Annotated in this window: 11 protein-coding genes; 5 read left to right on the top strand and 6 right to left on the bottom strand. The window is 68.6% G+C overall.

The window, feature by feature from the left end:
• Nucleotides 1–134: 134 nt before the first annotated feature.
• The gene (locus QU602_RS12960) at nt 135–3,536 is read left to right on the top strand and encodes a fibronectin type III domain-containing protein (protein WP_308796878.1); all 3,402 of its coding nucleotides are present in this window, start codon (nt 135–137) and stop codon (nt 3,534–3,536) included.
• Nucleotides 3,537–3,683: 147 nt separating this feature from the next.
• Here QU602_RS12960 and QU602_RS12965 read toward each other — a convergent pair whose 3' ends face one another.
• From QU602_RS12965 to QU602_RS12975, 3 genes are all read right to left on the bottom strand, one after another.
• Nucleotides 3,684–5,126: an HNH endonuclease gene (locus tag QU602_RS12965; protein ID WP_308796879.1), complete on the bottom strand. Its 1,443-nt coding sequence runs from the start codon at nt 5,124–5,126 to the stop codon at nt 3,684–3,686.
• Between the two features lie 310 nt (nt 5,127–5,436).
• Nucleotides 5,437–5,667 carry a hypothetical protein gene (locus QU602_RS12970; protein ID WP_308796880.1) on the bottom strand — a complete coding sequence of 77 codons (231 nt, stop codon included), beginning with the start codon at nt 5,665–5,667 and terminating at the stop codon, nt 5,437–5,439.
• Nucleotides 5,664–6,965, bottom strand: a complete 1,302-nt coding sequence (locus tag QU602_RS12975; protein ID WP_308796881.1) for a UDP-glucose dehydrogenase family protein — start codon at nt 6,963–6,965, stop codon at nt 5,664–5,666. The genes QU602_RS12970 and QU602_RS12975 overlap by 4 nt, the downstream gene beginning before the upstream one ends.
• 1,062 nt (nt 6,966–8,027) lie before the next feature.
• Here QU602_RS12975 and QU602_RS12980 point away from each other — a divergent pair.
• On the top strand, nt 8,028–8,660 hold the full coding sequence (locus QU602_RS12980; protein ID WP_308796882.1) for a hypothetical protein: 633 nt from the start codon (nt 8,028–8,030) through the stop codon (nt 8,658–8,660).
• Nucleotides 8,661–8,749: 89 nt separating this feature from the next.
• Here QU602_RS12980 and QU602_RS12985 read toward each other — a convergent pair whose 3' ends face one another.
• Entirely contained in the window at nt 8,750–9,031 is a 282-nt protein-coding gene (locus tag QU602_RS12985; protein WP_308796883.1) for a hypothetical protein, read from the bottom strand.
• A 104-nt stretch (nt 9,032–9,135) separates the two neighbouring features.
• Here QU602_RS12985 and QU602_RS12990 point away from each other — a divergent pair, with 104 nt between their 5' ends.
• Nucleotides 9,136–9,789: an IS3 family transposase gene (locus QU602_RS12990; protein ID WP_308800172.1), complete on the top strand. Its 654-nt coding sequence runs from the start codon at nt 9,136–9,138 to the stop codon at nt 9,787–9,789.
• 160 nt (nt 9,790–9,949) lie between these two features.
• Nucleotides 9,950–11,944, top strand: coding sequence for an acyltransferase family protein (locus QU602_RS12995; RefSeq protein ID WP_308796884.1), 1,995 nt, complete (start codon nt 9,950–9,952; stop codon nt 11,942–11,944).
• Between the two features lie 63 nt (nt 11,945–12,007).
• On the opposite strand, the gene QU602_RS13000 is transcribed toward QU602_RS12995, so the two are convergent.
• Nucleotides 12,008–13,141 (bottom strand): heparan-alpha-glucosaminide N-acetyltransferase domain-containing protein, encoded by a 1,134-nt coding sequence (locus tag QU602_RS13000; RefSeq protein WP_308796885.1) that lies wholly within the window; start codon nt 13,139–13,141, stop codon nt 12,008–12,010.
• Nucleotides 13,142–13,146: 5 nt separating this feature from the next.
• Nucleotides 13,147–13,998 carry a universal stress protein gene (locus QU602_RS13005; protein ID WP_308796886.1) on the bottom strand — a complete coding sequence of 284 codons (852 nt, stop codon included), beginning with the start codon at nt 13,996–13,998 and terminating at the stop codon, nt 13,147–13,149.
• A 110-nt stretch (nt 13,999–14,108) separates the two neighbouring features.
• Here QU602_RS13005 and QU602_RS13010 point away from each other — a divergent pair, with 110 nt between their 5' ends.
• Nucleotides 14,109–14,546 (top strand): VanZ family protein, encoded by a 438-nt coding sequence (locus QU602_RS13010; RefSeq protein WP_308796888.1) that lies wholly within the window; start codon nt 14,109–14,111, stop codon nt 14,544–14,546.

Raw genomic sequence — 14,546 nt, forward strand, 5'->3', positions numbered from 1 at the left:
CAATACGGGCGTTCTTCTCCGTTCATCTCGCGGCGCGCGACGTTCACCCGTCGTCCCTACGGTCGTGTCGGTCACCCCCAGACCCCGACAGAGGAGACGACATGGCGGACACTCCAGCGCACCGAGCGAGTCCAGTGATACGGCGAGGAACGGCGCTCGGCGTCGCGACGATCCTCGGCGCGGCGGTGGCCCTCTCCGGCGGCACAGCCGCGGCTGCGGCACCCGCCGGAACGGTCGCCGCGAAGCCGCTCGTCGCCGAGCAGTCCGCGCTCCGCGCGACCGGCATCACGACCGGCCAGGTGGCGCAGCTGCTGTCGCCCGAGCTCGACGAGCGCATCGGCGCATACGCTCGCCACGCGGTGCCCGGCGTCGGCACCCCGATCCCCGCTCCGGGCGAGGCCGAGGCGACCCTCGAGCGGATCACGCCCGCCGGCCCCGTGGCCGGCGAGGTCTGCGACGACGACCTCGAGGACTGCCAGACCCCGGGCGAATGGGAGCCGACGTCCGGCGCGATCACCGCCGGCCCCGCCACCGCCCGCACCACGGCGACCGCCGCCGGCTTCGCGGCGACGTCGTCGATCGACGGGGTCAGCCTCGATCTCGCCGCCCTGTTCCCCGAGCTCGCGGCCGTCACCGGCGTCGGCGAGCTCGCCACGGTCGGCACCGCGACGTCGGAGGTCACGACGGGCGCCGACCCGATCGGCACGGTCACCGGGCTGACGATCCTGGGCGAGTCGGTCGACACCGCGTCCGGCGTGCCGGTCACGACGCGCACGGCGCCGTTCTCGGTGACCGATCCTGCCGCGGTGCTGAGCTCGCTGGTCGGCCCCGAAGACGGCGCCGCCTATGCCGGGTACGTCACCGATGCGCTGCTCGCGGGCGAGCTCACCGTCACCGCCGAGCGGCCGGCTGACGCCGTGTCCGGCGCCGCGCTGCGCCTCACCGTTGACGCCGAGTGGGACGTCGACATCCAGAGCGTCATCGGCACCATCGATGCATCCGTCTCGGGAACGCTGCTGGTCGCGGACCTGGGCGCCTACGAGCTCGATGCGGATGCCGCGCCCGCCGTCGACCTGCAGGCGGTGTCGTCCGCGGTCGTCGTGGAGCACCGCGAGGTGCCCGCATCCGGATCGATCACGGGCGGCGCCTTCGCCGACCTGTTCAACGCCGAGCTCGAGCAGACCGAGATCGGCGGCGATGACCGCGTCGTCTACGCCGAGCACGGCACGCCCGAGACCGACCCCGGCGTGACCGGGCGTTTCGTCGAGGAGGAAGAGCCGCTCGACGGCCTGTCGTTCCTGCGACTGGGCGTGACGAACGAGCTCGAGGCCGCCGGTGCGAGCGCGACCGTCGAGGCCGAAGGCCTGTCGATCGGCGCGCCGCTGGTCGCCGAGGACGGCATCGCGGGCGCGGTCTTCGGGCTCGACGAGGTCGTGCGCCTCGACGCGATCAGCGCGAGCGCGACCGCGCCGCGCGCGCTCGACGCCGCGGCCGGCGCCGAGCTGACGGCAGACGGCCTCACCGTGCTCGGCCAGCCGGTCGACGTCGGCGCGGCCGGCACCGAGCCGGTCGTTATCACGACCGAGACCGAGGCGACCGACATGGACGCCCTCATCGGCGCACTGTTCGGCGAGGAGCTGTTCGACCAGGCGCCCGGCCTGCGCGGCAACCTCGCGGGCACCGCCACCAGCACGGTCACGGCGACCGTCTCCCCGATCACGTCGATCGCCGGCGGCAGCGCCTCGACCGCGCTCGAGATCGTACTGAGCGCCGAGACGACGTTCGCGGCGACCGCGAGCGGCGCCGCCACGATGTACCTCGGCAGCATGGAGTTCGAGGCCGCGGGCGAGTTCGCGCGCGTGGTCGTCGCCTCGGTCGCGGCCGGCCGCGACGGCAGCCTCGCCGAGCCGGTCGTCCCGCAGGAGCCGGGCGAGCAGCCGGACACCACGTGGGCGATCCCGACGGCCACCCCGTCGCGCGTGATCCTGAGCGCGACCGAGACGCCCGAGGCATCCGTCGCCGTGACCTGGCGCACCGATGCCGCCGTCGGGAGCGGCGCGGTCGAGGTGCGGCAGTCCGGCGGCGCCGCGCGCAGCGTGGCCGCCGTCACGAGCGACCCGATCACGTTCGCGTCATGGGCGTACGCCTCGCGCGCGCACTCGGCGACGATCGACGGCCTATCGGCGGCGACCGAGTACGAGTACCGGGTCGGCGCCGGCGAGCACTGGAGCGACTGGTTCGCCTTCACGACCGCCGCCGAGGGCGGCGCGTTCACCTTCCTCGGGTTCGGCGACGCGCAGAACAACCTGACCGAGGGCTTCACGCCGGTGGCGCAGATGGCGTTCGAGGACGTGCCGGAGGCGGCGTTCGCGCTGCACGCGGGCGACCTGATCAACAACTCCGACCGCGATGTCGAGTGGGCCGAGTGGTTCCGGGCGCAGGAGCCGTTCACGGCGACCGTGCCGACGATCACGACGCCGGGCAACCACGAGTACTCGGGCGACCAGGCGCTCACGCAGTACCGTTCACACGTCGAGCAGCCGCGCAACGGCCCGGTCGCGACCGCCGAGGACGCGTACACGCGCGCGTTCGAGGAGAAGATCGCCGCGCACCTCGTCGAGTCGGCCTACTACCTCGACTTCCAGGGCGTGCGTGTGATCTCGCTCGACGACAACCCGGGTTCGGGTGTGGCGCAGTTCATCCCGGACGTGGTGCCCGCGTGCGAGCTGGAGCGTTGCGAGTCGGCGATCGAGATCTTCCTGCGCATGCAGGGCGACTGGCTCGGCACCGTGCTCGACGAGAACCCGCACCACTGGTCGATCGTGACGTTCCACCAGCCGGTGTTCTCGACCTCGGCCGGCCGCGACAACGCGCTCGTGCGCAACGCGTGGCTGCCCATCCTCGAGGAGCACGACGTCGACCTCGTGCTCAACGGCCACGACCACAGCTATGGTCGCGGGCATCTCATCGAGAACGAGACCGACGTCGACGGGCTCTCGACCGGGCCGGTGTACGCCGTCTCGGTGTCGGGGCCGAAGATGTACGAGCTCAGTGCCGCCGACGACAATGTGTGGACGCAGAACGGCGCCCGCCAGGTGACCCGCGCGGGCTACACGCAGGGCTATCAGGTGATCGACGTGACCGAGGAGCGCATCCGGTACCGGGCTGTGGTGGCGCTGAAGCAGGACCGGGCGACCGTCACGGAAGAGGTCGGCGAGGTGTTCGACGAGTTCACGATCACGAAGTACGCCGACGGCACCAAGTGGGTCACCGAGCCGGGAGTCGCAGTGCCCGCCGACACCAGCGGGCCGGGTGGACCCGGCACGCCGGGTGGGCCGGGCACGCCGGGTGGGCCGGGCACGCCGGGTGGGCCGGGTGGGCCGGGTGGGCCGGCTGGTCAGGCTCCGGATGCCTCGGGCGGACTCGCGGCCACGGGTCTGGACCTCGCGGGCCTCGCCGGCATCGTCGCGGCCGCCCTGGCGCTGCTCGGCGGTGGCGCGCTGCTGGTCATGCGCCGGCGGCGTCAGCAGGTCTGACGCTTCCGACCGCACGGTCCAGGGCCGGGCACCCTTCGGGTGTCCGGCCCTTCGCGTCCCTGTCAATGACTACTGTCATGTCAGTTGACGTCTGTCGATGAGAGCAAACCCGCCGACCCATACGTCGATGGTGTGCATGCGTTGGGCTCAAGCGCGGGCCGCACCCTCAAGGGAGGGGTCGGCGGATCCGAGCGCGGGGTCGGGGTCGAAGCGGGCTCGACCTCCGAGCCGGGGTACTTGGTCGGGGTCGAGATGCGGGGGCGGGATGAACCAGACGCTCCCGCGTCGGTCTCTGCCGATGATGTGCACCTGCCAGCCTTGATCGTGGATCTGGTGGTGACAGTTCGCGCACAACATCACGCCGTTGGCGAGATCGGTCGGGCCTCCCGCGCTCCACCAGTCCATGTGGTGTGCTTCAGCGTAGGTGATGTTCGCTCCGCACGACGCGCACCCGCCATCGCGTTCCATCAACGCCAATCGCTGCGATCGGCTGAACAGCCGCGTGCCGCGGCCGAGATCGAGCGGGACGCTGTCGCCGCCGAGCACCGCCGGAACGAGTTCGGCGTCCGCGGCGAGCTTGCGCACGGTGCCGGCCGCGAGGGGCCGGTCGATGCCGTCGATCTCGGCCACGCCGACGCCGTCGCGCAACGCGTCGAGGCTCATCCGGACCACGATCGTGGTCGCCGGCACCGATCCGGGTGCCGCCTGACACCCCAGCGCGTGCCGCGCGAGCTCGGCCAGCGCATCGGCCTGGATCTGCGGAATGGACCGCCGGTCCTCGATCACGGCGTTCGCCCTCGAGGAACTGCCGGACCCGCTGCGGCGCAGCGCATCGCTCACCATCGCGCCGAGTGCGGCCTTGATCGGGGCAGCGGTCATCGGATCCAGCCGGCCCCGCACCTGGAATACTCCGTCGGCGCCCTCCCTGAAGATCAGCGACCGCTCCTGATGCATCCGCTCGTCGGCCGGCAGCAGGCCGTCAGGATCCAGCCTGGCCTCGGCGCTCTTTACCGCCCGCGCGACGAATGACAGGGGCTGCCCAGCGGCCATCTCAACGAGCTTCTGCTCGTACGCGCCCAGCACGTTCGGATTCACACGCATCTCGACCCGGGTCAGCATGCCGGTGATCAGCTGGGCCGCCTCGAGACTCAATCCGCCTTGGTCGAGCCCTGCACGGACGTGCTCGAACTTCGCCGGTAACGCCTGCCCGGTGAACGACGAACGCGTACGCGTCACCGCGCCGACCGACAGCAACCGGGCGGCTTCGCCCTGCCCGCCGCCGGTCGCTGCCGCGACGAGGCGTGCCGGACTCGAATGGCCGTGTTGTTTCGCCAGCCCCTGAGCACCGAACTCACCGGCGGACCGCTTCGCCACCTCGTCACCGGCATGGGCCAGGAATACCTCCGCTGCGCGCTTCACGCGGGCTGCGCGCTCGAGGACCCGCACCAGCCCGGGCCCACTCAGCTCTTCGAAGGCCCGATCACCCGTGGCCTCCGCCGCCGGCGCGCCGAAGGCCGGCTGCGCGAGCGCCCATACCGCGGCAAGCTCACCCACCTCGGTCTGCAACCGGCCCAACGGCGAAGTGTTCATGCGAGCCAGTCTGCCCCCACCCACCGACATCGGCGCACACCATGAAACATCCGCTGACCTGGGTTTTAACCTGTGGATAATGTGCCAACCGTGCCAGCTGTGGAGGAACCGTCTCGCTTCGCACCGGGCGCGATCGACGCGCAATCCCACCTCGCTGGTCGAGTCGCAGCGCCAGCGAACGTATCGAGACCGCCTCAGGTCAACGCGCCGCGTTCAGGTCTTGAACGAGTCGAGGCGTTCGCCACTGTCCGACCGCGGACGGCATACTTCGCTCGCCGTTCATCGAACACGTCGGCACCCACCGACTGCCCTACCCGCCGACCTCGTCTTCAGGCGATGACGGTCGCGAGCGTGCAGCCACGAGCAGCCCGCTTCCCCCGAGCAACAACCCGAGCGCCACGATCGTGACGAACGGGAACTCCCCGAGCACGGGAAACTCCGCCTCCAGCACCCACCGGAACGCATACACGGCCAGCCCGGCGACGATCAGCGCAATACCGGCGACCAGCCGCCACGGATGCCAGGAGCGAGTCGACGTCACGGCCGCCCGAGCCCGCGGTACTCCCAACCTGCGGCACGCCATGCGGTGGGGTCGAGCACGTTGCGGCCGTCGATGATGCGCGGGCTCGCGACGCGGGCCGCGGTCGCGGCCGGGTCGAGGGCGCGATACTCGCGCCATTCGGTCACGAGCACCACGAGATCGGCGCCCTGGAGCGCCTCTTCGGTCGAGCTGGTGTAGGCGAGCTGCGGATGTCTCCCCCGGGCGTTCTCGATGCCCTCGGGGTCCGTGGCGATGACATCGGCGCCGAGCCCCTTCAGCTGCACCGCGACGTCGAGCGCGGGCGAGTCGCGCACGTCGTCGGAGTCGGGCTTGAACGTGACGCCGAGCACCGCGACGCGCTTGCGGTACGCGGACCCGCCGAGTGCCTCGATCGCGAGGTCGACGACCCGCTGCCGCTGACGGAGGTTGATCTGGTCGACTTCCTTCAGGAAGGCGACGGACTCCCCCACGCCGAGCTCTTCGGCGCGGGCGGTGAACGCGCGAATGTCCTTGGGGAGGCATCCGCCACCGAAGCCGACGCCCGCGTTCAGGAACTTCCGGCCGATGCGCACATCGTGCCCGATCGCGTCGGCGAGCGCGGTGACGTCGGCGCCCGAGACATCCGCGATCTCGCTCATTGCGTTGATGAAACTGATCTTGGTCGCGAGGAACGCGTTCGCGGCGACCTTGACGAGTTCGGCGGTCGCGTAGTCGGTGACCACGCGGGGCGTACCGGCCTCGATCGCGGCGCGGTAGACCTGATCGAGCGTCGCGGTCGCGTCGTCACTGTCGACGCCGTACACGAGACGGTCAGGCTCGAGCGTGTCTTTCACCGCGAATCCCTCGCGCAGGAACTCGGGGTTCCAGGCCAGCGACGCGTGCGGGGCGACCCCGGCGAGGCGCGTAGCGAGGCGTGACGCGGTGCCGACGGGAACCGTGCTCTTGCCGACGATGAGCGCGCCGTCCTTCAGGTGTGGGACGAGCGCCTCGAAGGCCGCGTCGACGTACCTGAGATCGGCGGAGTGACCGCCGGGCGCCTGCGGCGTGCCGACCGCGATGAAGTGCACCTCGGCGTCGGCTGCGTCGGCAATGTCCGTGCTGAACCGGAGCCGGCCGCTCGCGGTGGCGGTCGCGAGGATCTCGGGGAGGCCCGGCTCGAAGAACGGCGGCTGCGCCGCGGCGAGCTGGGCGATCTTCCGCTCGTCCACATCGATGCCGACGACCTCATGGCCGAGCTCGGCCATCGCCGACGCGTGCACCGCGCCCAAGTAGCCGCAGCCGATCACCGAGATTCGCATGTAACTTTCCCCCCTGCGCGCGTGGGGGTACGCGCGCGGATTCCATTCTGGCAGGCGGAAGTTGCGTGCTTGTGAATGCGAGTCAGTCCGAATGCAGGTGCCTACGATGCGAAGTCACGGATACCTACCGGCGCAGCGAAGCTACGCGAATCAACCGCCTCCCATGCGCCCCGGCGCTCGAGCCCGACCCGCCCGAGCACATGCTGTACGTACTGATCCACTCTCGGCAAGCTCGAGCCAGACCCCGCCGGTCGCTCGACTCGAAACGCATCCGAGGCCATTGGGGCGTTTCCCGCGAGGCTCACCAGGTCGAGATCCCATGTCTCGACATCTCTCCCCTTTTTAACACACCGGGCGACCGCTCGCTCGACCTTCGCTGCATCTGAAGCGTTCAAGAGCTCGATAGGTTTGGACATGCGGCCCCCTCCGAAGACCACGACAGTGTAGTGCCCGCACCCGGCGGACTCTCGAGCTACAGTTCGTACCCCAGGGCCCGTGCACGATTCACCGCGCGCAGGGATGGGATGGCACCGTCCGGGGCTATACGACGCCCTCCGGCCGCCATGACGGGTGCCGGACCGGCTCACGCGCGCGGCCGATCCAGAAGTCAGCCCGGTGCCATTGTGCCCGCTCCTCAGGCCTCGCATTCGGATACCAGTCGACAGTCACGAGTGTAGCGTCGATGGCACGAGCGACTCTGCCGCGAGTGCCGCTGGGGCAGGTCAGGCGTACCAGTCCTCGGTTCTCCCGTGAGCACTCACGCCTTTGTACGGTCCCTGCCGCTCGCGAACCGCATTCCCATCTCGCACATCGCGGCAAACGGATGAGCAGTCCCCCAAACACGTGCAACGAGCCATGGTGCGTCATTTGGGCACCCGAAGGAGATGGGCCAGCGAACTCCGGTTGGACCTATGCACGCGTCGCCACGGCAACCAGCACCGAACAGTGCCTGTCCTACGCGCCACGTCGTTACCGTCTCGCAGTTCATCTGAGGTACGACGGTGGTCGCCTCGACTACGGCGTCGCTCGCAGTTTCGCCTACAACGACGTAACCTGCGACGTGTGAGTGGCGAGATCCAGATCGGCGTCGGCGACCTTTGGACTCGACAGCTCGAGCCCACGGCCGGCCTTGTGGCAGTGATCAGTGCGCAGAAGCGTCTGCCCGGTCAGATTGAAACCTTCCTCCTGATCGCTGAAGCGGAGGCACACAACGGCGCGCTGGCTGCGCCTGTGATCGAAGCTTTCGCCAGGAACGAAGCAGTGAACGCCATCGGCTACGAACCGGCGTTCGAGCTTGAAGGTCAATGGGCGCGTGCGCCTCGGACGTTGAAACAAGGCGCACGTGCGGTGTGGTATCGCCAGTTGTACTCGCATCACCCGCGGACGCTCATCGTCACGCTTCGACATGTACTTCCCACGGAGGAAATTCCGCTTCCCGACGATCTCCCCATGGAATCGAGCATCGCCGCAGGAGCAACGAGCGGCGTGCTGCGAGCCGGCTCCGCGTGCCTGCTGCGGGTCTCCACCGCTGCACGCGAAGCTGATCATCGTTCCGCGTTCTCTCCCATCGCGGTACACGAAGAGGCGAGGCGCCTGAGCATGCTCTACACCAACGGCCCGTTGGGTTGGATGGACACGATCATGTGCTTCGACGGCAGCAGCGAGGTGCTCACGGTCGGCGTCCGCGATCGCTAGGCGGTTTCCCGTTCCTCCACCTCGGCGCGGGTCCGGCCGCTCACAAGCCGCATCCCCATCTCGAGCGGCCCGCGCCCCACGAACCGGCGTCAGCACCAGGCGAACACCATCGACCCCACGATGAGTCCGATCGTGAGCGGCCACGAGTCATCGGTCTTGAAGCCGTTCTCGACGCGGATCGCGGCCGCAAGTACAAGGAGGTGGACGGTGTAGATCGTGAACGGCATCGCGCCCATCGCGGTGATCGGCGAGAGCAGAGCGGATGCCACGCGGCGAACCGGTTCACGCGCGAGGCCGGTGAGCGTCACGGTCGCGGCGACGACGAGCGCCCCTACACCCACGTTGCCGAGCGCTTGCAGCGACTCTCCCACAGCTGGTGACCGATGGAGAACTACGGCGTCTACGGGCGCCGCAAGATGCAGGCGCTGATGTGTCGGCAAGGCTGGGACATCGGCCGCGACCAGCCGAACGGCTCATGCGCCTGGCCGGAGTGCGCGGGGTGAGGAAGTCGAAGCGGGTGTTCACGACCCGCTCCGACCGGACGCTGTCGTTCCCGAAGGATCTCGTCAATCGGCGATTCACCGCGCCGGCGCCTCGGCGACTGTGGGTGTGTGACGTGACCTATGTCGCGACGTGGTCCGGGTTTGCGTATGTCGCCTTCGTCACCGATGTCTACTCCAGACGCATCGTCGGGTGGAACGTCGCTGCCACGCTGCGGTCGGAGATCCTGCCGATGCAGGCGCTCGATATGGCCGCGTGGGGCGCCGGCGGCCGGCTGGACGGGTTGGTCCATCACGCGGACCACGGGTCGAACTACACCGCGATGGTCTACACCGACCGGATCGTCGAGCTCGGCGCGATCCCGTCCACCGGGACCGTCGGCGACAGCTTTGATAACGCGATGGCGGAGGCGGTGAACAACCTCTACAAGACCGAGCTGATCCGCCAGCGAGGGCCGTGGCGGACGGTCGAGCAGGTCGAGCTCGCGACGCTGGAGTGGGTGTGGTGGTGGAACAACCAGCGCCTGCACGGCGAGCTCGACATGCGCACCCCCATCGAGGTCGAGAACGCGTACTTCGCTGACCTGAAATCAGCCCACCCGGCACCTGCCGGACAAGCAATCCAATAGGAACGAAAGTCCGGCCGATTCATTACGACACGCCCGCCCAGGGCCGGAGGCGGACTGAACAGGGGCTGGGCTAACGTGTCGCCAACCCGACCCAACCCAAACCCAACCGAGCAGCGCAAAACGTAACGGCTGCGCAATAACCGTCGGCTAAGGTCGGCCTGTGCCAACTTTGTTCCGGGGGGACATTCAAGGCCTCCGCGCACTCGCCGTCCTGCTCGTTTTGCTCTACCACAGTGGTGTTTCTGTGCTGAGCGGCGGCTACGTCGGGGTCGATGTGTTCTTCGTGATCAGCGGGTTCCTGATCACGAGCCATATCTGGCGCGAGATCGACCAAACCGGTCGGCTACGGTTCGCTCAGTTCTATGCGCGACGCGCGCGACGAATCCTGCCCGCATCGTTCGCGGTACTCATCCTCTCAGTCGCAGCAGCACTTATCTGGCTACCACCGTTGCAGCACCCGGCGATGCTTCAAGCTGCTGCCGCCACCGCCGCATACGTACCCAACGTGCTCTTCGCTGCGCAAGGAACTAACTACCTCGCGGAGACGGCGCCGTCTGTCTTCCAGCACTATTGGTCGCTGGGCATTGAAGAGCAGTTCTATCTGATCTGGCCGCTTCTCATGCTTGCGGCGTTCGTGCTCACCCGCCGGTCATATCGCGGCCTGCTCATCACATTGGTCATTCTCGTCATCGGGTCTTTCGCCTTGTCGATCATCGCCACCGGCGTTTCACAGCCCATCGCCTTCTTCATGTTGCCGACGCGGGCCTGGGAACTCGGCGTGGGCGGTTTGCTTGCGCTCCTGGTCGCGCGCGCGCCGCACTGGCTTTCGCTGCCCGGCGTTCCTCTGGTTGGCTGGCTCGGCCTCGGGATGATCGCGGCGTCGGCACTCGTCTTCACGTCATCGACGCCCTTCCCGGGCTGGCAGGCGGCGATCCCCGTTCTTGGGACCGCGCTCGTCATCCTCGCGGGAAGCGGGAGAAGCACGCGGCTGGGCCCGGCGAGGTCGCTGTCGGTGCGACCGGCGCTGTTTCTCGGCGCGATCTCCTACTCGCTGTATCTCGTCCATTGGCCCCTGCTCGTCATTCCCCAGGAGGCGATCGGACTGTCGGCGCCCCTGCCCTCGTGGCTAACCCTCTCGCTTGGCGCTCTTGCCATTCCACTGGCTTGGCTGTCGTGGCGATTCATCGAGGAACCATTCAGGAAGAGCGGCCGGGCCGCAAAGCGCCCGGCCCGGCATTCCCTGCTGACCGCACTCGGTGCCTCAGCCGGCGTTGTCGTGCTTGCGCTCGGAGGAGCGGTCGCAGCCCAGGGCCAGCCGCTCACTTCGGGCAGCGTGGCACCGGCAGCTGAGGTCACGACCCAACCAGACGGGACTGATCACGTCCCGGCGAACATGCGACCAACTCTGCGTAGCGCAGAGCACGACAATCCAGTGGTGTACGAGAACGGATGCCACCGCGAATCGGGCTCAAGCGATCCCGCAGGTTGCATGGTCGGCGACAATGGGGATGCTCCCTTGGTGGCGCTCTTCGGCGACTCACACGCGGCACAGTGGTACCCGGCCCTGGCGCGCCTCGCTGAGAGTGGCACCATCAGACTCGACAGTAACTCCAAGAGTCGCTGCGCATCCGCGTCACTTCCTGAACCGGCGTACGCCTCGTGCTCAACGTGGCGCCAAGGCGTCATTGATCGCCTCGCGGATACCGCGCCGGACATCGTCATCCTCGCGAATTATGCGTCGGCGCAAGTCGCGGGCAGCCCTGATCCGGGCACTGAATGGCGGGACGCACTGGCGACAACAGTTGGCAAACTGCATGAGTCTTCTCACGTTGTTGTGATGGCTGATAGCCCTCACGGGCGAGCGACACCCGCGATATGCCTTTCGGCTCACCTCGACAACGCCTCAGCCTGCGCGCTCCCCCGATCAGATGCTCTGGACGAGGCTACCCGAGCCGCCGAAGCGTCAGTCCCAGAAACGACCTATGTGGACCTCACGGAGTACTTCTGCAACGAGGACGTGTGCCCGACAGTCATCGGGGACACCCTCGTCTATCGCGACGCGCACCACCTGACGGCAACGTTCTCCGCGTCCTTGTCGGCCGTGCTCGAGGAAGCGATCGAGCCGATTCTGGAGAGATCTGCCCTGGCTGAATGACATCGGCGGCGCTCCGTGGCGAACTGCGCCGAGAATCGCGGGCCCGAAAGCCAGGAACAAGTCTTACGTTGCGCGCGGTCCGCCATTGCGGGTCCGCCCACTCACGAACCGCATCCCCATCTCGAGCGGCCCGCGCCCCACGAACCGGCGCCAGCACCAGGCGAACACCATCGACCCCACGATGAGTCCGATCGTGAGCGGCCACGAGTCATCGGTCTTGAAGCCGTTCTCGACGCGGATCGCGGCCGCAAGTACAAGGAGGTGCACGGTGTAGATCGTGAACGGCATCGCGCCCATCGCGGTGATCGGCGAGAGCAGAGCGGATGCCACGCGGCGAACCCGTTCGCGCGCGAGGCCGGTGAGCGTCACGGTCGCGGCGACGACGAGCGCCCCCACACCGACGTTGCCGAGCGCTTGCAGCGACTCTCCCACCGCGAAGCTGGTGACCGACGAGGCCGCGATGGACGGGTCGAGTTGCTGCTGTGCTCCGAGCTCGAGCAGAGCGACACCGGCGGGTAGGAAGACGATTGCCGCAGCGGTGCCGATCAACGCCGTCCACGCGATGACGTCCGGCCTGGTCATTCCGTATCGCGCGAGGGCGAGGCCGATGAGCATGACGGGGACCCACTCGATCACCGGGTAGGCACCAGAGATGAACCAATCGACGGGCAGATTAACCCGCGCGAGACGTGCGTCGGCGACCCATTGCTCTCGGCTCAGCACAACGGCGAGCCCCGGAGCGATCGCGAGACCGACGATGCCGACACCGAGCGCGACCTGCTTCGGCAGGAACAGGAGTGGCAGCAGCACGAGGAAGGCGACCCCGTAGACGTCGAGGATGATGAATACGAGCGGCGCGACGGTCGCCGTGATGATCAGACCCAGCGCGATGAGGATGACCGCGCGGATGCCGATCTGGATACGGAGGCGCCTGCGCGCGGGCCCGCCGGCGAACCCTCGGGCGGCCGGCGTCGGGCGTGTGCCACCGCTGATGAATCCCAGTGCGAGCCCTGCGGTGAGCGCGAACAGCAGGCGCGGCCGTTCGTCGGCGATCGCGAGCAATTCGGCGCCTTCGAGCGTTGCCGCAACCGGAGCCGCGTGCGCGATGAACATGCCGATGAGGGCAAGCCCGCGCGCGGTGTCGACGCCGTCGACGCGGCTGCGCGTCGCGCTCCGCGGCTCGGCGACCTTCGTCATGCGGGTCAGCGCACTACGACCGTGGGCGCTTCGAGGTGCGAGAGCACGCCGTGGCTCACCGACCCGAGGAGGAAGCGTGCAAGCGGGCCACGGCCGTGGCTGCCGACGATGAGCATCTTCGCGTCGACGGCTTCATCGGCGAGTGCTGTGACTGGGTCGCCCGTGATGACCCGGCGAACGATCTCGACATTCGGGTGCGTGCTGACGATCGACTCGAGCGCCTCATCGAGCAGCTCCTCGGCCGCCTGGCTGAGTTCGTCGGTGCCGACCATCGCGACGCCGTACCCGTATTCGCCGCCGGCGATGACCGCGATGTCCCACGCGTGCACGGCGATGAGCGGCTCACCGATACGTTCCGCCTCGTGCACGGCGAATTCGAGCGCGCGTGCCCCCTCGGGAGACCCGTCGACGCCCACTACGACGCCGTTTCGGGCAGTGAGGTCGACGTCCGGGATGACCGCCACCGGCGCGTGGCTCGCTGCGGCGATGCGGAGGCTGTGCACGCCGCGGCGGCTGGGTCGTCGCCCGCCGTGCCAGTCCGTTGCGACGACGAGCAGCTCGACGGACTTTGAGATACGCTCGAAGACCTCCTCGGCGCGACCCTGCTGAAGGTCGGTGACGATCTCGATCCCCGGGGCGGCGGAGTCAGCGGTCACGCGGGCAGCTTCAAGGGAGTCGCGAGCACCCGTCTGCGCGGCGAGGAGCAGCTCGGCGTCGCCGGTCGCTTCGATCGCCCGGTCGACCACGTGAACGAGCCGGAGACGAGCGCCTCGGGCCCCTGCGTGTTCGGCCGCCCACCGCACGGCTCGCTCGCTCGCCGCTCCGGCGTTGCTGACTCCGACCGCGATCTCTGTCATCCGACCCTCCCCGTGTGACCTAACTCCATCCTCACGTGTGCTCGGTGTGGAAACCAGTGCCCGACACGCTGCGACGCACAACCGTCACACGGCATCCATAGTGTGGAGGCATGCCTCGCCCCGTGCTCCGACCGAAGCCTGTCCTTGCGGCGCTCGGCGGCTATGTGGGCGGGGTGGCACTCATCGCGTTCTGGCCGACACCGGTAGACCGGCCCGTGTCAGGAGCATTGCGCGGTGTGCTGAACCGGTTGCACGAGATCGGCGTTCCGGCGTGGTTCAACTACGCCTTCGTCGAGTTCGCTGCGAACGTGATGCTGTTCGTGCCGCTGGGGTTCCTGGTCGCCGCGCTGCTTGGCCGACGGCGTGCGTGGGTCGCGATCATCGTCGGCGCGCTTGCGAGCATCGCGATCGAGTGCGTGCAGTGGCTGATGCTGCCCGAACGCTATCCGTCGGCGGGCGACGTGCTCGCGAACACCATCGGTGCAGGCATTGGCGCCGCCGTCCTCGCCGTGGTGGTGTCCTGGCCGTCGCATTCGCGCTCGGCGTAG

Origin of the sequence: Agromyces protaetiae (assembly GCF_030866785.1) — a bacterium.
Lineage (GTDB): Bacteria > Actinomycetota > Actinomycetes > Actinomycetales > Microbacteriaceae > Agromyces > Agromyces silvae.

Bases quoted from the DNA above. Each gene is read 5' to 3' on its own strand.
- QU602_RS13005 (WP_308796886.1), bottom strand. From the start codon at position 13,998: ATGACAGAGATCGCGGTCGGAGTCAGCAACGCCGGAGCGGCGAGCGAG.
- QU602_RS12965 (WP_308796879.1), bottom strand. From the start codon at position 5,126: ATGAACACTTCGCCGTTGGGCCGGTTGCAGACCGAGGTGGGTGAGCTT.
- QU602_RS12975 (WP_308796881.1), bottom strand. From the start codon at position 6,965: ATGCGAATCTCGGTGATCGGCTGCGGCTACTTGGGCGCGGTGCACGCG.
- QU602_RS12990 (WP_308800172.1), top strand. From the start codon at position 9,136: ATGCGCCTGGCCGGAGTGCGCGGGGTGAGGAAGTCGAAGCGGGTGTTC.
- QU602_RS13010 (WP_308796888.1), top strand. From the start codon at position 14,109: ATGCCTCGCCCCGTGCTCCGACCGAAGCCTGTCCTTGCGGCGCTCGGC.
- QU602_RS13000 (WP_308796885.1), bottom strand. From the start codon at position 13,141: ATGACGAAGGTCGCCGAGCCGCGGAGCGCGACGCGCAGCCGCGTCGAC.